We start from the raw sequence: 22,561 nt of genomic DNA, 5'->3' as shown, positions 1-22,561 counted from the left end.
GCGCGGACCGTGACGAGCGCGCCGTCGTGCCTGTGGACGCCGCCCTCCGGTGGTGAGGTGGACAACACCGGCGACACGCCTGCGCGACACGCCGGACTGCTCGCGGTGCGCCACGATGGCCTGCGTGAGCGAGCGCCGACCCGACCCGAGCACCGCCCGCGCGGAGCGCCGCTCGCTCGACCGACGCATCTTCGCCCTCGCCTGGCCGGCCCTCGGGGCGCTCGTCGCCGAGCCGCTGTTCGTGCTGGTCGACTCCGCCGTCGTCGGCCGCCTCGGGACGCCCCAGCTCGCAGGTCTGACGCTCGCCAGCACGGTGCTGCTGACGCTGGTCGCCGTCTTCGTCTTCCTCGCCTACGCCACCACGGCCGCGGTCGCCCGCAAGCTGGGCGCCGGCGACGAGAAGGGTGCGCTCGCCGTCGGGGTCGACGGCGTCTGGCTGGCCCTGGCCCTGGGGGCGGTGCTCACGGTCCTCGGGCTGACACTGGCCCCCCAGGTCGTCACCACGCTGGGCGCCTCGCCCGAGGTGACGCCGCACGCGATCGCCTACCTGCGCTGGTCGGCGCCCGGCATCCCCGGCATGCTCGTCGTGCTCGCCGCCACCGGCGCGCTGCGCGGCCTGCAGGACACCCGCACGCCGTTCGTCGTCGCGGTCACCGGCGCCGTCACCAACGCGGTGCTGTGCGTGACGTTCGTCTACGGGTTCGGCCTCGGCATCGCTGGCTCCGGCCTGTCGACGGCGATCGCCCAGATCGGCATGGGTGTCACGCTGCTCGTCGTGCTGGTCCGCGGCGCCCGCGCCCGCGGCGTGCCGCTGCGGCCGCACCCCGGCGGCATCCTCGCCAACGCGCGCGCCGGGATGCCGCTGCTGGTGCGGACCCTGACGCTGCGGGCCGCAGTCCTGCTCACCGTGCTCGTCGCGACCCGGCTCGGCGACGAGGTGCTCGCCGCGCACCAGGTCGTCGCGTCGATCTGGAACCTCACCGCGTTCGTGCTCGACGCCCTCGCGATCGCCGCGCAGGCGCTCGTCGGCCACGGGCTCGGCGCCCGCGACGTCGAGGGCGTCCGCGCGATCACCCGCCGCACCCTGTGGTGGGGCACGCTCGCGGGCGTCGGGATCGGGCTGCTCGTGGCGATCTCGGGATGGTTCGTCGTCCAGGTGTTCACGACCGACCCCGCCGTCCGGGAGGCCGCGCTCGTCGGCCTCGTCGTCATCGGCGTCCTCATGCCGGTGGCGGGCTGGGTGTTCGTGCTCGACGGCGTCCTCATCGGCGCCGGTGACGGCCGCTACCTGGCGTGGGCCGGGGTCGTGACGCTCGTCGTCTACGTCCCCCTCGCGCTCGCCGTCGCGACCTGGGCACCTGCCGGAGCCGCCGGGCTCGCGTGGCTGTGGGTGGCGTTCGCGGGCGGGTTCATGCTGGCCCGAGCGATCACGACCGGGCTCCGTGCGCGCGGCACCCGCTGGATCGTGCTGGGCGACTGACCGCGCGCGTCCCGGCCCACTAAGGTGGACGGCAGTGTCCGGGAACCGGCTCGCGGGACGGAGGCGACGATGACCACCGCCGCACCCAAGCGCGCCGACGCCCGCCGCAACATCGAGGCGATCGTCGACGCCGCGACCCGGCTGCTCGCCGTCGACCCGGACGCCTCGATCAACGACATCGCCAAGGCGGCCGGCGTCGGCAGGGTCACCCTGTACGGCCACTTCGACTCGCGCGCCGCGCTGATCGCGGAGGTGACCCGGCGCGCCGTCGAGCACACCGAGGCCGCGCTGGCCGAGGTCGACCTCGACGGCGAGGCCGACGCCGCGCTCGGGCGGCTGCTCGAGGCGACCTGGCGGCTCAGCTACCGCTACGGCGCACTGGTCGTCGCCGCCGAGCAGGTGCTGCCGGTCGAGGACATGCACAGCATCCACGACGCCCCCGCCGCCCGGGTCGCGCGGCTGCTGCACCGGGGCCGGGCCGACGGCGTCTTCCGCGACGACCAGCCGGTCGCCTGGCAGCTCTCCGCGGTGCAGTCGGTGCTGCACGGGGCCGCGACCGCCGTCCACCGCGGCGAGATCACCGCGGAGCAGGCGCCCGGCCTGGTGCGCGAGACCGCCCTCGCGGCGCTGCGCCGGGTCTGACCGGCGCACACCCGGTCGGACCCGGCGCCGGCACCTGAGCCCGGGCGCCGAACGGCCCGCCTAGGCGGCGTGCCGAACCCGGTAGCGCACGTGCAGCGCCTCGGCGCCCTGGGCCGCGCTCACGGGCTCCAGCTCCACGTGCTCGGGCCCGCGTTCGGTCCCGCGACGAACCCGTCGACCGAGACCGACATGTACAGGACGGTCGCAGCCATGGCGGCCACCCCTCAGTCCTCCCCCGCGAGCGGCGGTGCGTCGAGCACGGTCGGCACGTACTCCAGCAGCTGCAGCGCGCCCCCAGTCGACCTGGGTCATCGATCGCGAGAACACGTACTTGGGGATCGGTCCGAGCACGTCGGTGCCGGGTTCGCCCCCCTGCGCCATGCCGTGCATGAGCCGGTAGGTGTTGGCACCCATGAGGATCGGGTGCTCGTTCTCGGGCGAGTCGGCCATCCAGCCGAGGTACTCGGGCCCCTCCATCCCCCAGAAGCCCGGCCAGCCCTCGGCCGCGCCGAAGCCGTCGAGCGACTGGATGAAGTCCACCGTGAGCGGTTGCATCCGATCTCCTCCGTGTCGAGGCGACGGCCGGGTGCCGCCGTCAGAGACGCTGCGCGGAGTAGCGCAGCAGCTGCATGTCCGTGGTGCCCGGCACCAGGCCCTCGTCGACGAAGCCCGCGCGCTCGGCCACGCGGCGAGCCGCGGTGTTGGCCGGGCGCGTGCGGACGACGACGTCGAGCCCGGGCGCGACGAGTGGCGCGAGCGCGAGCGCCTCACGGACGACGGTGCCGGCCAGCCCACGCCCCTGCGTCGCGACGGCGAACCGGTAGTAGACGTTGAGGACGGACTCGCCGGCGACACGCGTGTGCTGGATGCCGCCCAGGCCGGCGACGACGCGCGCGCCGTCGGTCGTCTCCGGCCCGGGCACGCCCTCGGGCCACGCGGTGAACGGCACCAGCACCGTCCAGTAGCCGAAACCCTCGTTCGCCCAGTGCCGCAGCATCGGCTGCATGAACTGTTCGGTGTGCTCGAGGTCCGGGTGGGTCTCGGCCGGGTCGTGCTCGTACACGCGGGGGTCGGAGTGGACGGCGAAGATCCCCGGCGCGTCCTCGGGCGTCGGCCGGCGCAGCAGGATGCCGCGGATCCCGGCCTGGCGCGCCGCGGGTGCCGCGCTCACGAGGTCAGCGCGATCACGGCGACGGCGACCGCGACCACGGTGTCGAGCACGCAGCAGAACTCCGCGAGCGAACGGCTGACCACGCGGCCCGTGCGGTGGTGGTGGACGTCCCACGCGGCGTGCGCGAGGAGCGCCGCCGCGACCACGAGACCGCCGGCCGTCGGCGAGGTCTGGATCGCGACGAGCGCGAGCGCGGCGAGCACGAGCATCGCCGCCGCCTGCACCGGGTAGGCCCACACCGGCAGCCAGCGCTGGAGCGCGAGGCCGACGACCAGCAGCAGGCCGGCGCACGCGAGCAGCACGACCGACGCGTCGAGGTCGGCCAGCCTGGCCGCCGTCATCACGACGACCGTCACCCCGAACGCGGGCCACGCCGCCCAGCGGCGTCCCACGACCGCCGCCGCGAGGTAGACGAGCCCGGACGCCACGACGACGGGCGCGACCTCGCGGCCGTCCGCGAGCCCGAGCACGGTGGCGGCGGCGACCAGCAGCCCCAGGCCGGCGGGCCACACCCGGCTCCACGCGCTGCGTGGTCGGGTGCGGACGCCGGCGTCGGCGGCGAGAGCGGTCATCGGAGCCTCCAGGTCGGACGACGGACCGGACCGCTAAACCGTACGCCGGTGTTCGACTTGTGCGCAAGGGTCCGATCGCGACGGCCCGACGGCCGGCCTCGGCGGCAGCGCTGTCGTCAGCGTCCGAACTCGGGGACCCCACGGATCGACAGCCCGCCGTCGACCGGGAGCGTGTGGCCGGTGATCCAGGCGCTGTCGGCCGAGGCGAGGAACGCGACAGCGGCCGCGACGTCCTCCGGCTCGCCCACCCGGGCCAGCGGGTACAGCCGCGCCAGCCGGTCCGGGCCGCCCTGGTGGTCCCACACGCGCGTGCGGGTCGTGCCGGGCGCGACGGCGTTGACCCGGATCCCCGGGGCGTACCGGACCGCGAGGTTCGTCGTCAGCGAGGTCAGCGCGGCCTTCGCCGCCGAGTACGCCTCGCCGCCCAGCGCGATCAGGCCGTTGACCGAGCTCACGGTCACCACCGCCGCCCGGTCGCTGCGCTGCAGCATCGGGATCGCGGCACGCGTCACGCGCACCACGCTGAGGAAGTTGAGCTGCCACATCCGCTCGAACGGCTCGTCGTCGCCGTCCTCGAAGGCCGGCTCCGGCATCCCCCCGCCGGCGACGTTGACGAGCGCGTCCACGCGCTCCGTGCGCTGCTCGACGGCGGCCAGCGCCTCGGTCACCGCGCTCGCGTCGGTCACGTCGACCGCGACCGCGTGGTGCTCGCCGCCGTCGGCCCGTGGCAGGGACCGGGCCACCGCGGCCGCGGCGTCGCCGTCGAGGTCGAGCACCATCACGCGCGCGCCCTCCTCCGCGAGACGGCGCGCGCACGCCGCTCCGATCCCGTGACCCGCGCCGGTCACGACCGCCACCGCACCGGCGAACCGGCGCCCCACCGCTGCCCCGTCGCGATCCACCTTCTCGCTCATGGACGAACGGTGCCACGAGCACGACGACGTCGTCACCTCATCGCGACCGATCGGGCCAGGGCGCGGTCGCGAGACGGACCGCGCGGCCGGGGGCGGGCGGTTCGTGATACCTCTCGAGGATGACCTTCCTGCGCCGCGACGTGCGGCGATGACCGCGCGCCGCGCCGCCGGCTGGCTCGCGCTGGCAGGGATCGTCGCGCTGTCGTTCAACCTGCGGCCGGCCGCCGTCTCGGTCGGGCCGCTGCTCGCCGAGGTGCGCGACGCCGTCGGGCTCTCGACCGAGGGCGCGGGGCTGCTGACCTCGCTGCCGGTTCTCGCGTTCTCCGGGTTCGGGGCGCTCACGCCGCGGCTGGCCGCCCGGCTCGGGATCCACCGCGCGACACTGCTCGCGGTCGTCGCGGTGACCACGGGTCTCGGGGGCCGTGCGCTCGTGTCGGACCCGCTGCCGTTCCTGCTGCTGTCGGCGCTGGCGCTCGCGGGGATGGCGGCCGCGAACGTGCTGCTGCCGTCGCTGGTCAAGCTGCACTACCCGGAGCGGATCGGGAGGGTCACCGCCGTCTACACGACCGCGATGGCGATCGGGCTGACCGGGGCGCTGCTGCTCACCGTGCCGGTCGCCGACGCGCTCGGGTCGTGGCGCTGGGGCCTCGGGGTGTGGGCGGTGCTCGGGCTGCTCGCGGCGCTCCCCTGGGTGCTGCTGGCGCGGCGCGACGACTCCCCCGGCCACGCGCGGCGGCGGGCGATCTCGGTCGGGCAGGTCGCACGCACCCGGCTGGGCCTCGCCATGGCGGGGTTCTTCGGGCTGCAGTCGCTGCAGGCGTACGTGGCGTTCGGCTGGTACGCACAGGTGTGGCGCGACGCCGGCTACTCGCCCGCGGCGGCCGGGGCCCTGGTCGCGCTGCTCGCCGCGGTGTCGATCCCGCTGTCGCTGACGGTGCCCTCGTTGGCGGCGTCGCGCCGCGACCAGCGCCGGGTCGGGTTCACGCTGATCGCCTGCTACCCGGTCGGGTTCGCGATGCTGCTGGCCTCACCCGCCACGCTCGCGGTGCCCGCGGCCCTGTTCATCGGTGCCGGCTGCTGCGTGTTCCCGCTGGCGCTGGTGATGATCGGGCTGCGCACCCGCACCCCGGAGGGCACGGCGGCGCTGTCCTCCTTCAGCCAGGCCGGCGGCTACCTGCTCGCCGGCCTGGGGCCGTTCGGGTTCGGGTGGTTGCACGAGGCCACCGGGTCGTGGCGGGTGCCGCTGGTCGCGATGCTCGTGCTGGTCGTCCCGCTGGCGCTGCTCATGGCCTACGTGGGGCGTCCGCGCGAGCTCGAGGACCAGCTGGCCCCTCCCGCCTGACGGCTACCAGACCCGCACCCGCTGCGACCCCTCGCTCAGCTGCGCGAGCGGACCCGCCGGGTAGCGCCCCTCGGCGTCCTTGCGCCCGCCCACGAGGTCGGTGTCGAGCACGACCGGGGCGCCGCTGGGGTCCTCGAACGCCGCGTCCGGAAACCGTGCGACCCCGAGGTCGGCGCCGGTGACCAGCCCGACGCGCGGCGCGGCGAGCTCGCCCGGCAGGGTCAGCTCGAGGTGGACCTGGTCGCCGTCGTCGACCACCTCGACCGTGACGCCGTCGGCCACGGCGGCGGCGCCCTCCTCGCCCGGGCGCGGTGCGGCGGGCTCCACGTAGGCGTTGCCGCGGACGTCGACGTGCTGCACGAGGTCGAGGAACGGCTTGTGGTCGCCGGGGCGGCGGGCCTCGACCCGCTCCAGGTACTCCGCCGGGGAGCCCGGGTGGTCGGCGTAGCCGAGGGTGCCGTAGCCGGACAGGTCGTGGCCGAGCGAGCCGGGCTCGTACGCGGCGTCGAGGTCGCCACCGAGGAAGAGGTTGCCGATCCAGCGGTCGTCGCCGCCCTCCACGACGGCGTACCCCGCCACCTGGGTCGAGTGCGGCCGGTGGTAGGGCGTGGCCCGGTCGCGCACCGGCTCCAGCCGGATCGCGCCGGCGACGAGGTTGCCGACGTAGGCGCCGCCCTGCGCGAAGTTGTCGAGCGAGACCGGGGACGCGAGCACGTTGTGGTCGACGACGAACGGGCCGTGGCTGACCTCGATGAACAGGTCGCGGGTGTTGCCGTAGTAGAGGTTGCGGGTGATCCGGGTGCCCTGGGTCTGCCAGTCCAGCCAGGTGCCGAGCGTGCAGTCGTGGATGCGGTTGCCGCTGATGACGACGTCGATCGGGGCGTGCAGCTTGATGCCGCCGATCTCGTGGCCGAAGAACTCCCGCTTGGTGGCGATCGCGTGGATGTGGTTGTCCTCGATGCGGGAGAACACGCAGCCGAGATGCCCGACGACGCCGTTCTGCCCGCAGTGGTGGATCGTGTTGCGCCGCACCACGTGGGAGCCGATGTGCTCGCGGTCCCAGCCGATCTGGCGGGCGGCGAAGACGCTCTCGAGCTGGTACTGGTAGCCGGGCTTGTCGCCGCGCTCGGTGGCGAGGTTGTGGCCGGTGGAGCGCTCCTTGCCGAGCGAGACGGCCGAGCACGTGGCGTCGTGGATGTCGTTGTCCTCGATCACCCAGCCCTTGGCCCAGTTCGGGCCGACGAGCCCGGGCTGGTCCGCCGTCGGCGGCGCCCACGGGGTGGCGGCCTGGCAGAGCTCGAAGCCGCGCACGGTGATGTAGTCGACGTGGTGCTCGGTCGGGAAGAACACCGCCGGGCGCACGTTGACCTCGACGAGCGCGGCGTTCGGGTCGACGCCGGGGAAGTGGGCCCACACGGTGGTCGCGTCCTCGCCGACCTCGGCGTACCAGCGCTGCTGCACCTGCTCGGGGTCGCGCTCGTGGCCGGGGCGGCCGGTCCAGCGGTCGACGGTGGTGAGCGGGACGGCGTCGGGGTCGGCGACCGCCTCGCGGCTGCTCACCTCGTAGCCGCTGCGGCCCTCGAGGTAGACCTCGCCGAGGTGCACGGCCGGCTCACCGGGCTCGCGGATGAGCCAGTCGCCCGCCACCTCGATGGCGAACGGGTTGCGCTCGCCGAACAGGCCGTTGGGGAGGGTGACGCGCCAGACGTCGCCGTCCTCGCGCTCCCAGCCGGTGACCCGCTCGGAGCCGGTGATCCGCACGTGCTCGCCCTTGGCGGCCTGGAACACGATCCGGCGGTCCTCGCCGCGGCCGCCGCGCGGGGGCCGCACCCACTCCCGGTAGACGCCGCCGTGGACGACGACGGTGGTGCCGGGGGTCGCGAGCTCGGCGGCCCGCTGGATCGTGCGCAGCGGGTCGTCGGCGGACCCGCTCGCGGTGTCGGAACCGGTGGTGGCGACGTGGATGACCGACATGGGTCGGGTGTTCCTCTCGGACGGCGGTGGTGCGGTGACGAGGTGGGTGGGGTTCTCGACCGGCGAGCGCCTCGGGGCCCCGCGGCCGGTGCTGCGCGGGAGGGTCGACGACGACGCGCGCTCCCCGCGCGGGTGTCGCCCGAGCGCTCCTGTGGGAGGGCTGTCGACACCTCGGTCGCCCCCGGTCCGGGGGCGACGACAACGTTATCGGTCCCGGTCCCGGCACGTGGTGGTGCGACGCGGCAGGCCCGGTCGCCGGACGTGGTCGGCACGACGGATGTGGTGACGGCAGGGTCGCTCGCGGGCATGATGGCGACATGGCCGCCGTCGAGGAGTTCGACCTCGCGGTGCAGCCGGCGGTGCCGCGGCTGCGCTCCCGGCGTCGCGGCCCGGCCGGCCGCGCCGTCACCTGGGTGGCGGCGCTGGTGCTCGTGGTGGCCGGTGTGCTGGCGGCCCCGACACGCGGTGCGCTGCTGGGCTCGGTCCCGCGTGACACGGTCGCGGTGCTGGGCGTGGACCTCACGGCTGCGCCGGACGTGCGGTGGGTCGCGGAGATCGCCGTCGACGGCGCGCGGTCCGAGACGGTGTGGTTCGTCGGCGACACGGTGGTCGCGATGGCCGCCGACGGCGTCCACGGCCTGGACCCCGTGACGGGAGCGACGGTCTGGCAGGCCGCCGTCGACGCGGCCTCCTGCGAGGTGGGCCGCGCCGTCACCTGCGTCGACGCGCCCGGCACCCCCGACGCCGCGGTGCTGCGCGTCGAGGACGACGGCAGGGCGGCGACCGTCCCGGTGCCGGGTGCGGTGAGGGCGACCGACGTCGGTGCCGACGTCGTGGTGGCCGTCGCCGACGACGACGCCCGCGAGGTCCGGCGCGTCGCGCGCGACGGCACGGTGCGCTGGGCGACGCCGGTGCCCGCGGAGGCGCTGGCCAAGGACGACCTCGCGTGGTGGACGGCGGTCCTGACGGTCGTCGGCGGCCACGTGCACCTGGTCACCGGTGCCCCGGCGGTGTCCTTCGACGTCGACGACGGCACGGTCGAGGAGTCGGGCCTGCGGTGGGTGCACCGCGCGCCGTACGGGTACGAGCTCTCCTGGTCGGACGACGAAACGGCGGTCACCCTCGTGGACGCCGACGGTGCGACCCTCGTCGAGTCCCTGACGCTGGCGCCCGACGACGACCCCGGGAGCGCCGTCCAGGTGCGCCAGGACCTCGACGTCGCGGTGGCCGCCCGTCACGGTGAGGAGCTCTGGCGGCTCCCGTCCGACCACCTCGTCGGCCGACTCGCGGACGTCGTGGTCGTCGCGCACTGGATGCCCTCCGGCACACGCCTCACCGGGGTCGACCAGGCCACCGGGCGCACGCTGTGGGAGGCGTGGGACCTCCCCTCGCTCGCGGTCGTGGGCGGCGGGTCGACCCTGGTTCTGTGGGACCTGGTCGGCGAGCCGCAGCAGCTGCACGGCCTCGACGTCCGCACCGGCGAGGTGCTGTGGACCTACGGCGAGGAGGTGTCGGCCTTCACCCTCGCGCTGCTGTCGGACGGGATCGTGGTCATCGACGGCACCGACGTGGTGCGGCTGGCCTGGTGAGTCCACCCGCCCAGTTCCGCAGTGCGCCGAGCTCGTAGCCACGTGCCGAGCTCGTACGGTGCACGCTACGAGCTCGGCACGCCGCTACGAGGTGGTGACAGGTTCCGGGCGCGACCGCGGGAGCTGTGCGGCGACGCGGTCGCCCAGCCGCCGCAGCCGCGGGCCGGCCCATGCCTCCAGGCGCCGGTAGGTCAGGGTCGAGACGAAGATGCCGTCGAAGGCGATCATCGACAGCGAGAACCACGGCAGCCCCATGAGCACGGCGATCCCGACGTGCATCGCGATGACCGCCGGCACGGCGATCCGCCGCGTGTACGGGTGCAGCAGCGACGGTGCGAAGAACAGCTGCACGAACACCGCGAAGTAGGTCGCGGCGGTGAGGATCAGGCCGTTGCTGGTGAGCAGGTCGTTGGCCCACGGCAGCACCGCGTACTCGTGCAGCGAGAGCGGGTAGTAGAGCGCGGTGCCGTTCTGCCACAGGTCGCCCTGGATCTTGTACAGGGCCGAGGCGAGGTAGAGGACGAACACCTGCAGCGCGAGCGCCATCAGGGCCAGGTTGTGCACCGCAGCACCGGCCCAGGCGGGCAGCACCGGGAGCCCGGCCCACCAGCGCTGCGCCCGTGTGAGCGTCCCGCCCCGAGCGAGCGCCCGGCGTCGACGGCGGGCGTCGAGCGACCAGTGCTCGGAGGCGGTGGCCACCGCGAGCCAGATCAGGCCGATGCGGGCGATGTTGTCGCCCTGGTCACCGACCATCGGGTTCCGCTCGACGAGCGCCGTCATGCCGATGACCAGCAGCACGATCGCCGCGCGCGTGCGCCACCCGATGATCACGCACACGGCGAGTGCCATGAGCACGAGGTACTGGAGCGTGAACAGCAGCGGGCTCGACGTCGACCACAGCTCGTGCAGCCCACCCCACACCGAGCGCTCGCGGATCGGGGCCGCCCAGGCGGACCCGGGGCCCCAGAGCGCGTAGCGGGTGCCGAGGTTGGTGACGAGGATGCCGAGCACCGCGAGGCCGGCGACGATCCTGCTGAACGACGCGCCGTAGGTGCCGCGCTTGGCGTCGAGGAACCACCCCTCGAGCCGCTCCTGGACGTCGCGGAGGGGGCGGAGCGCCGCGGCGATCACGAGATGGCTCCGCTCATCCGAAGGTAGGGCGCGAAGAGGGCGAGCTCGTCGTCGGTGACCTCGGCCGGCTGGCGCCAGCCGTAGTCGAACCAGGTGATGCTCGCGTCGTCGACGGTGCGTGTCGACCCGGGCTCCCAGGTCGGCACGTAGCGCCGCCCGGTCCGGTACTGCACGTGGGTGATCTCGACGTCACCGAGCGCGGCCCGGTGGAAGAGCGTCGCGAGATGGGTGGCGACGGCGTCGTAGGTCATGTAGTTGCCCACGGTGCCACGCGGGACGCTGCTGTCCGTGGCATCCATCATCAGGTCGCCGAGCTCGGCGATCGGTGTCGTCAAGAAGTTCGCCGCGACGAGCTCCAGCTGGCGGTCGTTGAGGTCGTCCATCGCCGAGTGGAGGCGGTTGGCGATGCGGCGGGACGCCAGCGACATCCGCGGCGGGAACAGGTTGCCCTGGATGAGGCTGTCCTCGCCGTCGACGAGGTCGAACCACTCGGTGCGCACCCGTTCACCGGTCGCGGGGTCGACGTACTCGGCCCGCACCTGGAAGTTCACCGCGACGCGTCGCGGTGTCGGGGCGAAGATCCGCCACGACTGGTCGAACACGGGGTGCACGTAGGAGCGCAGGGTGTCGGTGCCGATCGCCTCGCGCACGGGTGTGCTCGGCCCGACCCATGTGGCGATCACGAAGGTGTGCAGGAGCACGGCGGTCACACCGAGCCACACGACGAGGCCGGCCCAGCGTGGCCGCCGGTTGCGGCCGGTCCCGGACATGGGGGAAGCCCCCGGAGCGGCGTCACGCCGCTCCGGGGGCTGAGGCTGGTCGGGCCGCGTGGCCCGACCAGCCTTTCCCGTGGTTGTCGTCGTCATACCTCCGACGAGCTCCGACGACGGATCCGAGCCGATCCGAGCGCCACCGCACCTCCGGCGAGCAGGAGGAGCGCGGCCGCGCCGAGGAGCGTGGTGTCGGCACCGGTGCTGGGCAGGCGACCGCTGCCGCTACCGCTACCGCTACCGCTGCCGGAGCCACCGCTCCCACCCGCCGACACGTCGGCGAGGACTCGGAAGCTGACCGACTGGGTGTCGTAGCCGTCGGCCTCCAGCGAGAACGTGTGGGTGTCGATCGCGGCCGAGGCCGGGATGGTCCACCTGAACGTCACCTCACCGTTGGCGTCAGCCACCTGGGTGCCGAGGTCGATCGTGGGCGTCGAGTTCATGAAGCCCTGCACGACGGTCCCGGGGGCGTAGCCGGAGCCGTACCCGATCTGGACCTGCCCGCGGTAGCGGGTGTCGTACTCGACGTCGATCGACAGCTGCCCCTGGTCGTCACCGTCGGGGTCCGTGCCGTCGGGGTCCGTGCCCTCGGGGTCGGTGCCCTCCGGGTCGGCGCCCTCCGGGTCGGTGCCCTCCGGGTCCGTGCCCTCGGGGTCGGTGCCGTCAGGGTCCGTACCGTCGGGGTCGGTGCCCTCCGGGTCCGTACCGTCGGGGTCCGTGCCCTCCGGGTCGGTGCCCTCCGGGTCCGTACCGTCAGGGTCGGTGCCCTCCGGGTCCGTACCGTCAGGGTCGGCGCCCTCCGGGTTCGTACCGTCAGGGTCGGTGCCCTCGGGGTCCGTACCGTCAGGGTCGGTGCCCTCGGGGTCGGTGCCCTCGGGGTCCGTGCCCTCGGGGTCGGTGCCCTCGGGGTCGGTGCCCTCGGGGTCCGTACCGTCAGGGTCCGTGCCCTCGGGGTCCGTACCGTCAGGGTCGGTGCCCTCGGGGTCGGTGCCCTCGGGGTCCGTGCCCTCGGGGTCGGTGCCCTCCGGGTCCGTACCGTCAGGGTCGGTGCCCTCCGGGTCCGTGCCCTCGGGGTCGGTGCCCTCCGGGTCCGTACCGTCAGGGTCGGTGCCCTCGGGGTCGGTGCCCTCCGGGTCCGTACCGTCAGGGTCGGTGCCCTCCGGGTCGGTGCCCTCGGGGTCCGTACCGTCAGGGTCCGTACCGTCGGGGTCGGTGCCCTCGGGGTCGGTGCCCTCCGGGTCCGTGCCCTCGGGGTCTGTGCCCTCGGGGTCCGTACCGTCAGGGTCGGTGCCCTCGGGGTCTGTGCCCTCCGGGTCCGTACCGGTGCCGTCGATGACCTCGGTGGTGTCCTCGGCGGTGTTGTTCACCGTGTCCCGGGCCGTCACCGTCATCAAGCCGAGCTGGGTCTCCTCGGGCACCTCGATGGTGTCCGTGAAGCCGCCGTTCTCGTCGACCGGCACCGTCGAGGTCGCCACGGTGTTACCACCTGCGTCGACGTACTCGATCGTCACCTCGGAGTTGGGCAGGAAGCCCTCACCCACCGTGGTCAGCTCCGCACCGATCTCCACCGGGTCGGGATCGACCGTGAGCGTCGCCGCGAGCGGCGTGGCCCGCACGGTCGCCGACGCGAGGTCCACGCCGACCGCCAGGTCGCCGAGCAGCGGGAGCAGGTCGATCGCCAGAGCTCGGACCGTGAAGGAGTCCTCGCCGAGGTCGCCCTCGCCGTTGATCGGGGCTTCCGTCGGCTGCTCGTTGATGGTGATCGTGAGGAGCTGCGTCAGCACCTCGTCGAGGATCGGCTCGAACGGCTCCAGGAGCACGTCGACCGTGCCCTGCAGCGCTGTCTCGGCCTCGTCGGCCATGTCGATGAGAAGCGCGTCGAGCAGCGTGCCCGTGATACCGAGCACCTCGTTGAGCAGCGGCGTCGTGAGGGCACCGACCAAGACACCCACCGGGATGGTCACGACGTCGGCATCGATGTCGATCGTCGGGTCCGTCGGGTCTGCGCCAGTGAGCTGCGCGAGCGTGCCGGCGATCTCAACGTCGACCGAACCGATACCGAGGCCAGCGAGCGCGACGCCGCCCTCGAGGGAGATTTGGACCGTCGACTGCTCGAGCGTCTCGCTGATCTCGTTCGTGAGGGAGTCGACGAGCTGGCCGAGAGTGCTCCCCACACTGGCGACGATCTGCTCGATCGTCTCGTCGGTGAGCACGGGGGTGTTTGCCGGCAGACCGTTGAGACCCGCCTCATCACCGTTGTCGACCAGTTGTGCCAAGTCGACAGTGATGACACCGGTCGTCAGGTCGATCGCGACGAGTCCGTCCTCGCTCACGACCTCTTCGAGCAGGATGTCCTCGATGTTGGGCAGTGCCGCCGTCACGCCGACGGTGGCTTCGTCGATGCCGACGCTGACGAGCCCAAAACCGAGCACGTCCAGGTCGAGATTGATCGCCTCGAGCAGCCCCACCAGCTCGCCGAGCGTCCCTTCCTCACCGAGCGACTCGTTGATGAGCGCTTCCAGCAGTGCGTCGAGACCCTCGAACGTCGTCGTGAGCTCGCCGCTCAGCGCGCCCACCGCGGGGCTGCTGATCCGGAGCTCGGCGCCCACGACGACGTAGTCGGAGTCGTAGGTACCGACATCCGTGGCCTCGGCGCGTGCCGCGAGCGCACCCAGGCCGACGGAGATCTCGTCGATGATCTGGTCCGTCAGCCCGTCGATCTGGAGCTGGTCGAGCGGTCCGGTCAGGTCGACTCGCGCGAGGTCCGGATTTCCCGGATCCTCGATCTCTTCGAGATCGATCACGCCGTCGTCGGTGACGGTGCCGGTGGCCGCGACTGAGGTGGTCTCCGTCTCCGATGCCGCGTAGCTGCCGAGCACGCCGAGGCCGGCGAGCTCGCCGAGGTCGAGCAGACCGCCGTTCTCGCCGTTGTCGATCAGAGGCAGAGGAACCCCGTCGCCGAGGTCGAGCTCCACGTCGACGAGACCGTTCAGGAGTGCGGCGTCGATGGTGCCGAAAACCCGGGCTAGGGTCGCTGGGGTTGCCGGACGCCCTGCTCAGCGTCTCGAGAACGTCCAGCTCCAGCGCGTCGACGTTGATCAGCTGTGCCAGCGCTTCCGAGCGATCATCTGGCGCCGCGGCAGCCTGGCTGCCGACCAGCGACATCGCCAGCACCGCTGCGGCAGCGCCCGCGAGCCTTCTTGACGGGCGAATCGTTCTCGCCCGGGGTGTTCGTGCTGTCACGCAAAGCCCCCCGACTTGTGGTTCCCAGAAGCCGCCCGGACGGGCGGTTGAAGCCCGACCATAGCGTCTAGACGTTTACGCGACCTGTCCGGTTGATAACTATTTGATGACATTTCACGTATCACGTCTCGCCTGGTGAACATCGCGCCCAATCCGAGCGGGGTCGACGCAAGAGTCCGCTCTGACCTGCGCATTCGCTGCTTCTCCCCGACCATCGATGCGTGCGTTGTCCGGTCCTCACCGGCTGCGGCGCAACGTAACGGCCGAGCTGTCACAGGTCGACGAGACGCTGTGTTTAGACGTGCGTCGCAACTATCCGTCGCATGCCGACGACGGGTCGCGAAACTCAGGACCGTGCAAGCCTCCGACGAGCCCGTGCCACGAGCAGGACGAGGGCGCCGGCGAGCAGGAGCAGAGCCGCTGCACCGGCGAGCGTCGCGTCGAACCCGGTGCCGGCAAGATCGCCCGGCCCGCTCGGCTGCGCGGTGTCCGCCGGCGCCGCGGGTGCGGTTGGGGAACCTGGTGCGCTGGGCGCGGTCGGTGCGCCGACCACCTCGAAGGTGGCCGCCTGGTCCGGGTAGCCCTCCGCCGTCAGCGAGAACGTGTGGGTGCCGAGACCGGCCGAGGCCGGCACCGTCCACGTGAAGGTGACCTCGCCGTCGGCGTCGGCCACCCGGGTACCGAGGTCCACGACCGGGGCGGAGCTCATGAACCCGTGCACGACCGTGCCCGGTGCGTACCCGGTGCCGCGGCCCACCTGCACCTCGCCGCGCTGCCGCGCGGGGTGCTCGAGGCTGATGCCCAGTCGGATGGCGCGCGCCACGGCCGCGGCGGTGCGCTCCCCCGCGGTGGCGGTGATCGTGAGCGTGCCCGCAGGCGTGCCCGCCGGGACGGCGATCGTGTCGGTGAAGGCCCCGGTCTCGTCGGTCGTGACGGTCGACGTCGCGATCGTCCTCCCCGGAGCTGTCGACGTAGGCGATCGTCACCTCGCTGCTCGGCGGGAAGCCGGAGCCGGTCGTCGCCGGGTCGCTCCGAGCCATCGGTGCCGCCCCCGACGTGTCACCCCCGGTCCGGGTCGGTGTCACCGCCGTCGGCGTCACCGGTCACGTCCGCACCGTCGACACCCCCGCTGTCGGCATCGGCCCCGTCGGCAGCGCCCCCATCGGTGTCACCAGCATCGTCGCCCCCGCCGCCGGTGTCGCCGCCCTCGACGTCCCCGTCGTCCGTGTCGACCACCTCGACCGAGGTCGTGGCGGACGTCGCACCGGCGGTCGCCGTGACCACCAGCTCGCCCAGGGCTGTGCCCGCGGGCACGACCAGCGCGTCGGTGAGCTCGCCCGTCTCGCTCGTGATGGTCAGCTGGGTCGCCACGGTGACGCCGTTGGCGTCGACGTAGGTGACGGTGACCTCGCTGCTCGGCGGGAAGCCCGTGCCGGTGACGGTCAGCTCGTCGCCGAGGCCGACGACGGCCGGATCGGCCGCCACGACCGGCTCAAGATCACCAGGTTCGCCGTCGGTGTCACCACCGGTCGGGTCGTCGCCGTCGGTGTCACCAGCCGTCGGGTCGCTACCGTCGGAGTCATCACCAGCCGGGTCGCCACCGTCAGAACCACCACCAGCCGGGTAGCCGCCATCGACGTCGTCACCCGTGGGCCCACCACCGTCGGTGGCGTCAGCATCGGCCTCGCCAGCGTCGACGTCACCGTCGCCGCCACCCGCGGCCTCGTCGACCTCGTAGCGTACGCGCCGAGCACCCCGGCGCCGGCGAGAGGCCCGAGGTCCAGCACGCTGGTGCCCGCCTCCCCGAGCAGGGGCAGGACCAGCCCGTCGCCGAGATCCAGGTCGAGCCCGAGCAGCCCCTGTAGGAGCGCGAGGTCGATCTTGCCGTAGTTCGCGCCCGCGCCGGTGCGGTTGCCCGACGACTGCCCCAGCACGTCGAGCAGGTCCAGCGTCAGGGCGTCGGTCGAGATCAGTCGCGCGAACGCCTCGGAGTCGTCCGTCGGACGCGCCGCCGACTGCGACGCGACCAGCGACAGCGCCAGCACCGCGGCGGTAGCCCCAGCGACCCTCGTCGATGAGCGCCGATGCAGCACGCGGTGTCCCTGTCACCCAGTCCCCGACCCCGTGGAAGTCCCCTAGACGGGCCGCCCTGCTGGGTGGCCGGGCTGAACCTATCCAGCCGCAGCACGCAAACTAGTTGAAATCGGTAACAGTTCGGTGACAGTTCAACCATTCGTGGTGAACGTCACGGTCCCACGCCGTCGGTCGGGACCGCGCGCCGGCGCGCCCCGCCGTCGACCACGAACGCGAGAGGGCCCGGCTCCGTGACGGAGCCGGGCCCTCTCGAGCGATGCTGACCGGGTTACGCGCCCGGGACCACCTGGACCTCGATGGTCGCGGAGACGTCGTCGTGCAGGCGCACCGTGACCTGGTGCGAGCCGAGCGACTTGATCGGGTTGCGGATCTCGACCTTGCGACGGTCGATCGCCGGCCCGCCCGCCGCGGCGACGGCCTCGGCGATGTCGGCGGTGGTGACGGCGCCGAACAGGCGACCCGCCTCGCCCGCGCGGACCTTCACGACCACCGGCTTGGCCTGCAGCGCGTCACGCGCGGCGCGGGCCTCCTCGATCGTGGCGATCTCGCGCTTGCGGCGCGCGCCCTGGATGGCGTCGATCTGCTTCTGGGCGCCCTTGGTCCACCCGGTGGCGAGGCCACGCGGGAGGAGGTAGTTGCGGGCGTACCCGTCCTTGACCTCGATGACGTCGCCCGGCGCGCCGAGCCCCGTCACCTCGTGCGTGAGGATGAGCTTCGTCGTCATGTCAGCCCCTCCCTCAGCGGCCCGAGCCGGAGTACGGCAGCAGCGCCATCTCGCGCGCGTTCTTGACGGCGCGGGCGATCTTGCGCTGCTCCTGGACGGTCACGCCGGTGACGCGACGCGCACGGATCTTGCCGCGGTCGGAGATGAACTTCCGCAGGGTCGCGACGTCCTTGTAGTCGATCCCGTTCTCCAGAACGGGACGCTTGACCGGCTTCACCTTCTTGATGACCGGCTTGCGAGTGTTCCTCGCCATGGTTGATGTCTCCTCGAATGCTTCGCGTCAGCCAGACGCGGGGATGTTTAGAAGGGGGGCTCGTCGGAGAACGACGAACCGCTGCTGGCCCACGGGTCCTCGGCGTTGCTGCCCGAACCCTGGCCGCCGCCGTAGCCGCCGCCACCGCCGCCGCCGTAGGAGCCGCCACCGCCGCCCCCACCGAAGCCACCGCCGCCGCCGGAACGCTGGCTGCGGGTGACCTTGGCCGTGGCGTAGCGCAGCGACGGGCCGATCTCGTCGACCTGCATCTCCACGACGGTGCGCTTCTCGCCCTCACGGGTCTCGTAGGAGCGCTGCACGAGGCGACCCTGCACGATGACGCGGGTGCCCTTGGTCAGCGACTCGGCCACGTTCTCGGCGGCCTCACGCCAGATGGAGCAACGCATGAACAGCGTGTCGCCGTCCTTCCACTCGTTGCTCTGACGGTCGAACTGCCGCGGCGTGGAGGCCACGGTGAAGTTCGCGACCGCGGCACCCGACGGCGTGAACCGCAGCTCGGGGTCGGCGGTCAGGTTCCCCACGACGGTGATGACGGTGTCGCCTGCCATACGAGACTCCTTCGGCGCGTTGTGGTCAGTGGGCGTCGGGACGGATGAGCTTGGTGCGCAGCACCGACTCGTTCAGCCCCAGCTGGCGGTCGAGCTCCTTGGCGAGCTCGGGCGTGGCCGTCATGTTGACGACGGCGTAGATGCCCTCGGAGCGCTTGGCGATCTCGTAGGCGAGACGGCGCCGGCCCCAGATGTCCACGTTCTCCACGGAGCCACCACCGGTGGTGATGACGGAGAGGAACTTCTCCAGGGAGGGTGCGACGGTGCGCTCGTCCACCTCGGGGTCGAGGATGATCATCAGCTCGTACTGACGCATGTGTGTACCCACCTCCTTCGGTCTAGGCGGTCACGGTGTCTCCGTGACAGGAGGGTCATGCGATGTGCTGTGCCGGCCGCGCTCGGTACGCGGACGGACACAAACCACAGGATTCTAGCGGACCGGTGGGCGTCGCCGGTACCGGTGTGGGCCACCCCACCCGGTGAGCACCGCCGGCGAGCCGAGATGCCGGGCCGCAGCGCCGGCGTCGACCGTCGGTCAGCCGCTGCCGTTCGAGCCACCGCCGGGCCTGGACGGCGGCGGGTCGGCCCCGGCGCCGCCCTCGTCGTCGGTCGGTTCGTCCGTCGGTTCGTCCGTGGGGTCGTCGGTCGGGTCCTCGGGAGGCTCCGTCGTCGGGGGCGTGGTCGGCGGCGGGGTCGTGGTGGGCGGCTCCGTCGTCGTCGGCTCCTCCGTCGTGGGCTCCTCCGTCGTCGGCTCCTCGGTCGTCGGCTCCTCGGTCGTCTCCTCCTCGGTGGGCTCCTGCGTCGGCTGGCGCGTCGGCTGCACCGGCTGGCTGCGCTCCGGGAAGTCCTCGACCGGCAGGTCGGCGACCGCCTCGGTCATGAACTGCGTCCACAGCGTCGTCGGCCAGGTGCCGCCCGCGACCGGGTTGGCGCCACCGAACGGGGTCAGCACCTCCTCGGTGCCGTCCTCGCCCGGCTGGTAGAGCGCGACCGCCGTCGTCAGCTGCGGCACGAACCCGACGAACCAGGCCGAGCGGTAGTCCTGCGACGAGCCGGTCTTGCCCGCGGCGGGGCGCCCGATCTGGCTCGCGGTGCGGCCGGTGCCGCGCTCGACCACCTGCGTCATCGCGTAGGTGGCGTCAGCGATCACCTGCGGGTCGAACTCCTGCACGCCCGGGCGCTGGCCGCTGTAGACCACGGTGCCCTCGGAGTCGACCGCCTCGGCGACGATGAAGCTCTCGTGGCGCTCGCCGCCCGCCGCGATCGTCGAGTACGCGGTGACCATGTCCAGCGGGTGCGGCGACGCGGCGCCCAGCACGTTCACCGGGTACGGCTCCAGCCCGAGGGTGTCCTCGGGCAGCCCGAGCCGGGTGGCGACCTCGACGGTGCGCTCGGGACCGACCTCGTTGTTGAGCTGCACGTACACGGTGTTCACCGAGTCCAGCGTGGCAGCGACCAGGTCGATGTTGCCGCGGTTGTAGGAGTCGAAGTTGCGCACCGTGTAGCCGTCGAACTCCATCGGCGTGTAGGACGGGTAGCGCTGCTCGAGCGGGATCCCGTCCTCCAGCGCCGCGATGAGCGTGAACGGCTTGAAGGTCGACCCGCCCTGCGCGACGTCCTGCGTCACACGGTTACGCGGCTCCTCCACGAAGTCCGGGCCGCCGTAGAGCGCGACGATCGCACCGGTGCGCGGGTCCATCGAGACCATCGCGACCTTGAGGTTCTCCGGGGCGTCGTCGGGCAGGCTCTGCGCCGTCTCGACCATGAGGTCCTGCAGCGTCGGGTCGATCGTCGTGATGATGTCGAGACCACCGCCGTCGATCATGTCCTGGCTGAGCTCGCCGCGGTCGAGCAGCTCCGAGCGCACCATGTCGAGCAGGTAGCCGTTGGGCCCGCCGAGCCGGTTGTTCTGCTGGGGCTCGACGACCTCGGGGAAGACCTGCTCGGCGCGCTCGGCCTCGGTGAGGTAGCCGCCGTCGACCATGAAGTCCAGGGTGCGGTTCCAGCGGGCCTCGGCCTGCTCCGGGTCGACGGCGGGGTCCCACCGCGACGGCGAGGGGATGATCCCGGCGAGCATCGCCGACTCGCTCACGGTCAGCTCGGCCGCCGGCTTGTCGAAGTAGGACTGCGCGGCGCGCTCGATGCCGTAGGCGCCACGGCCGAAGTAGATCGTGTTCAGGTAGTTGCCGAGGATCTCCTCCTTCGACTGCTCCCGGTCGATCTTGAGCGCGAGGATGACCTCGCGGACCTTGTCGCTGTAGCCCGAGGTCTGCCCGGTGTAGTAGCGCTCGACGTACTGCTGCGTCAGCGTAGAACCGCCCTGCGTCGGGTTGCCGCGCACGTTGTTCCAGATCGCGCGCAGCAGCCCGATGGGGTCGATGCCGGAGTTGGAGTAGAAGCGCCGGTCCTCCGATGCCACGACCGCCTGCCCCACGTGCGGCGGCAGCGTGGTGGCGTCGATGATCGTGCGGTCGACCTCGGCGAAGGAGCCCATCTCGGTGGTGCCGTCGGCGAAGTAGACGGTGCTCGACTGCGCGAGCGCGACGTCCTCCGGCTCCGGCACGTCGGTGGTCGCGTAGAGGTAGAAGAACACCCCGGCGCCGAGCGCGAACAGGGCGAGCCCGGACGCGAGCAGGAACCGCCAGCTCGGCAGCCAGCGGCGGATCGGGCCCTTGCCGCGGCGCGGGTAGTTCCAGAACGACCGCTTCTTCTTGCCGCTCGGTCGGGTGCTCCCCTTCTTCGCGGTCGACGACGCAGCACCCGTGCGCGCACCGCTCACCTTCGTGGTGGCAGACGTACCGCGGCGGGGCGGGACGGTCGGCGGCGTCTTGACGCTGCGCCGGGAAGGACCGGTCGGCTTGCGCTCGGACGGCACACGGACTCCTGAGGGGTCGTCGGGCATGGCTGTGGCCCCGGGCGGGGCCGTCGTTCAGTATGCGTCGCGACGTCCCAGGGCCACGGGACGTCCCTCCAACCTTCACACGATCCGCGCGCACGGTGGGGTGCGAGCCACACCATCGCGGGCGCGCGTCGTCGCTCAGGACGTGGCGGGAGCGGCACACCCGGACGTCGCGTGGACACCTGCGGCACGGCCGTAACGATCGGCGAGCACGCGCACGTGCTCGAGCAGCTCGGGTGGGTCCAGCACCTCGAAGTCGAACCCGAGGAACCCGAGATAGACCGCAAGCACCGGCAGCGTGTCGGCTCCCGTCCGGAGCTCGCAGGTCGACTCGTCCACGGCTTCGAGGGTGCCGATCGCGGGGGTGACGCGCTCCGCCGCCTCCCGCAGCGGGGCGTGGAGCAGGATCCGAGCGCGATGCTGCCAGATCGCCTCCCGCACGCTCCGCTCGACGTAGCCGCCCACGTCCGGGTCGGGAGGGTCACGCGGCACGAACCGCGGACCGTTCGGGGTGCGTAGTGCGATCCTGTCGACCCGGAAGGTCCGCCAGTCCGCGCGGTCGACGTCCCACGCGAGCAGGTACCAGTGACGGTGCACGTGCACCAGCCGGTGCGGCTCGGCGGCACGCCGCGTCACGGCTCCGTCGTGCGTCGTGTAGTCGAACCGCAGCTGCTGACGGTCCTGTGTCGCGCCCGCGATCGCCGTGAGCACCTCGACGGCGACCGGCGGCCCCTCGGCCGGCACCCCCTCGATCGCGGCGGCGAGCCGCGCGACGCGGTGCCGCACCCGGGAGGGCAGCATCTGGTCCAGCTTCGTCAGCGCCTGGACCGACGCCTCCGCCATCCCCAGCACACCACCGACCACGCCTGCGCGCAGACCCACGGCGACCGCGCACGCCTCGTCGTCGTCAAGCAGCAGCGGCGGCAGGGTCGCGCCGGCGCCGAGGCGGTAGCCCCCTGCGCGCCCCACTGCCGATTCCACCGGGTAACCAAGCTCGCGGAGCCGAGCGACGTCGTTGCGCACCGTGCGCGTCCCGACGCCCAGGCGCTCGGCGAGGTCGGTGCCGCGCCAGGCACGTCGCGTCTGCAGCAGCGTCAGGAGCTGAAGGAGTCGAGCCGAGGTGGCCAGCACGCTCCCGATCTTCGCACGCCTATGAGGAACGATGTGTGCCGCATTGGTTCCTAGCGTCGGGTC

Annotated in this window: 21 protein-coding genes and 1 pseudogene; 4 read left to right on the top strand and 18 right to left on the bottom strand. The window is 72.8% G+C overall.

All coding sequences use genetic code 11. The annotated features are described in order from the left end of the window. Positions 1-115: 115 nt before the first annotated feature. Positions 116-1,480 carry an MATE family efflux transporter gene (locus tag GPA02_RS05555; RefSeq protein WP_156198901.1) on the top strand — a complete coding sequence of 455 codons (1,365 nt, stop codon included), beginning with the start codon at positions 116-118 and terminating at the stop codon, positions 1,478-1,480. Positions 1,481-1,549: 69 nt separating this feature from the next. Further along, positions 1,550-2,122 carry a TetR/AcrR family transcriptional regulator gene (locus GPA02_RS05550; protein ID WP_156198900.1) on the top strand — a complete coding sequence of 191 codons (573 nt, stop codon included), beginning with the start codon at positions 1,550-1,552 and terminating at the stop codon, positions 2,120-2,122. 60 nt (positions 2,123-2,182) lie between these two features. Here the strand turns inward: GPA02_RS05550 and GPA02_RS05545 are convergent, their stop codons facing one another. The 4 genes from GPA02_RS05545 to GPA02_RS05530 all read right to left on the bottom strand — a co-directional run bounded on the left by GPA02_RS05545 (position 2,183) and on the right by GPA02_RS05530 (position 4,779). Next, a complete protein-coding gene (locus GPA02_RS05545; protein WP_156198899.1) occupies positions 2,183-2,677 on the bottom strand; it encodes a dihydrofolate reductase family protein in 495 nt (164 codons plus the stop codon). A 40-nt stretch (positions 2,678-2,717) separates the two neighbouring features. Beyond that, positions 2,718-3,293 carry a GNAT family N-acetyltransferase gene (locus GPA02_RS05540; RefSeq protein WP_162457710.1) on the bottom strand — a complete coding sequence of 192 codons (576 nt, stop codon included), beginning with the start codon at positions 3,291-3,293 and terminating at the stop codon, positions 2,718-2,720. After that, a complete protein-coding gene (locus tag GPA02_RS05535; RefSeq protein WP_156198897.1) occupies positions 3,290-3,865 on the bottom strand; it encodes a hypothetical protein in 576 nt (191 codons plus the stop codon). The genes GPA02_RS05540 and GPA02_RS05535 overlap by 4 nt, the downstream gene beginning before the upstream one ends. A gap of 116 nt (positions 3,866-3,981) precedes the next feature. Beyond that, positions 3,982-4,779: an SDR family NAD(P)-dependent oxidoreductase gene (locus GPA02_RS05530; protein ID WP_156198896.1), complete on the bottom strand. Its 798-nt coding sequence runs from the start codon at positions 4,777-4,779 to the stop codon at positions 3,982-3,984. A 148-nt stretch (positions 4,780-4,927) separates the two neighbouring features. Between GPA02_RS05530 and GPA02_RS05525 the strand changes: the two genes are divergently transcribed. Continuing rightward, positions 4,928-6,121 (top strand): MFS transporter, encoded by a 1,194-nt coding sequence (locus tag GPA02_RS05525; RefSeq protein WP_204986506.1) that lies wholly within the window; start codon positions 4,928-4,930, stop codon positions 6,119-6,121. Between the two features lie 3 nt (positions 6,122-6,124). Here the strand turns inward: GPA02_RS05525 and GPA02_RS05520 are convergent, their stop codons facing one another. Further along, a complete protein-coding gene (locus GPA02_RS05520) occupies positions 6,125-8,095 on the bottom strand; it encodes a right-handed parallel beta-helix repeat-containing protein (RefSeq protein WP_156198895.1) in 1,971 nt (656 codons plus the stop codon). 317 nt (positions 8,096-8,412) lie between these two features. On the opposite strand from GPA02_RS05520, the gene GPA02_RS05515 reads away from it, so the two are divergent. Continuing rightward, entirely contained in the window at positions 8,413-9,684 is a 1,272-nt protein-coding gene (locus GPA02_RS05515; protein ID WP_156198894.1) for a PQQ-binding-like beta-propeller repeat protein, read from the top strand. Between the two features lie 84 nt (positions 9,685-9,768). On the opposite strand, the gene GPA02_RS05510 is transcribed toward GPA02_RS05515, so the two are convergent. The 13 genes and pseudogenes from GPA02_RS05510 to GPA02_RS05455 all read right to left on the bottom strand — a co-directional run bounded on the left by GPA02_RS05510 (position 9,769) and on the right by GPA02_RS05455 (position 22,498). Further along, the gene (locus GPA02_RS05510) at positions 9,769-10,815 is read right to left on the bottom strand and encodes an HTTM domain-containing protein (RefSeq protein WP_156198893.1); all 1,047 of its coding nucleotides are present in this window, start codon (positions 10,813-10,815) and stop codon (positions 9,769-9,771) included. Next, on the bottom strand, positions 10,812-11,585 hold the full coding sequence (locus GPA02_RS05505; RefSeq protein ID WP_156198892.1) for a DUF5819 family protein: 774 nt from the start codon (positions 11,583-11,585) through the stop codon (positions 10,812-10,814). Before GPA02_RS05505 ends, GPA02_RS05510 begins: the two co-directional genes overlap by 4 nt. 92 nt (positions 11,586-11,677) lie before the next feature. Further along, positions 11,678-12,028, bottom strand: a complete 351-nt coding sequence (locus GPA02_RS19430) for an LPXTG cell wall anchor domain-containing protein (protein ID WP_275689717.1) — start codon at positions 12,026-12,028, stop codon at positions 11,678-11,680. Positions 12,029-13,807: 1,779 nt separating this feature from the next. After that, positions 13,808-14,608: pseudogene (locus GPA02_RS19425) on the bottom strand (choice-of-anchor G family protein); the annotation flags it as partial. Between the two features lie 566 nt (positions 14,609-15,174). Beyond that, positions 15,175-15,651 (bottom strand): hypothetical protein, encoded by a 477-nt coding sequence (locus GPA02_RS05495; RefSeq protein ID WP_156198890.1) that lies wholly within the window; start codon positions 15,649-15,651, stop codon positions 15,175-15,177. Between the two features lie 236 nt (positions 15,652-15,887). Next, complete coding sequence (locus GPA02_RS05490) at positions 15,888-16,313, bottom strand: hypothetical protein (RefSeq protein ID WP_156198889.1); 426 nt, start codon at positions 16,311-16,313, stop codon at positions 15,888-15,890. Beyond that, positions 16,271-16,873, bottom strand: coding sequence for a hypothetical protein (locus GPA02_RS05485; RefSeq protein WP_156198888.1), 603 nt, complete (start codon positions 16,871-16,873; stop codon positions 16,271-16,273). The genes GPA02_RS05490 and GPA02_RS05485 overlap by 43 nt, the downstream gene beginning before the upstream one ends. 317 nt (positions 16,874-17,190) lie before the next feature. Next, entirely contained in the window at positions 17,191-17,646 is a 456-nt protein-coding gene (gene rplI / locus GPA02_RS05480) for a 50S ribosomal protein L9 (RefSeq protein WP_156198887.1), read from the bottom strand. 13 nt (positions 17,647-17,659) lie between these two features. After that, entirely contained in the window at positions 17,660-17,899 is a 240-nt protein-coding gene (gene rpsR, locus GPA02_RS05475; RefSeq protein WP_156198886.1) for a 30S ribosomal protein S18, read from the bottom strand. Positions 17,900-17,946: 47 nt separating this feature from the next. Continuing rightward, on the bottom strand, positions 17,947-18,468 hold the full coding sequence (locus GPA02_RS05470) for a single-stranded DNA-binding protein (protein WP_156198885.1): 522 nt from the start codon (positions 18,466-18,468) through the stop codon (positions 17,947-17,949). 25 nt (positions 18,469-18,493) lie between these two features. Then, on the bottom strand, positions 18,494-18,784 hold the full coding sequence (gene rpsF / locus GPA02_RS05465) for a 30S ribosomal protein S6 (RefSeq protein WP_156198884.1): 291 nt from the start codon (positions 18,782-18,784) through the stop codon (positions 18,494-18,496). 219 nt (positions 18,785-19,003) lie between these two features. Continuing rightward, positions 19,004-21,343, bottom strand: a complete 2,340-nt coding sequence (locus tag GPA02_RS05460; protein WP_240133899.1) for a transglycosylase domain-containing protein — start codon at positions 21,341-21,343, stop codon at positions 19,004-19,006. A gap of 162 nt (positions 21,344-21,505) precedes the next feature. Beyond that, positions 21,506-22,498 (bottom strand): helix-turn-helix transcriptional regulator, encoded by a 993-nt coding sequence (locus GPA02_RS05455; RefSeq protein ID WP_156198882.1) that lies wholly within the window; start codon positions 22,496-22,498, stop codon positions 21,506-21,508. Positions 22,499-22,561 lie beyond the last annotated feature (63 nt).

Origin of the sequence: Actinotalea caeni (assembly GCF_009733795.1) — a bacterium.
GTDB classification, from domain to species: Bacteria; Actinomycetota; Actinomycetes; order Actinomycetales; family Beutenbergiaceae; genus Pseudactinotalea; species Pseudactinotalea caeni.
This window is presented reverse-complemented; position numbering and strand designations above follow the sequence as displayed.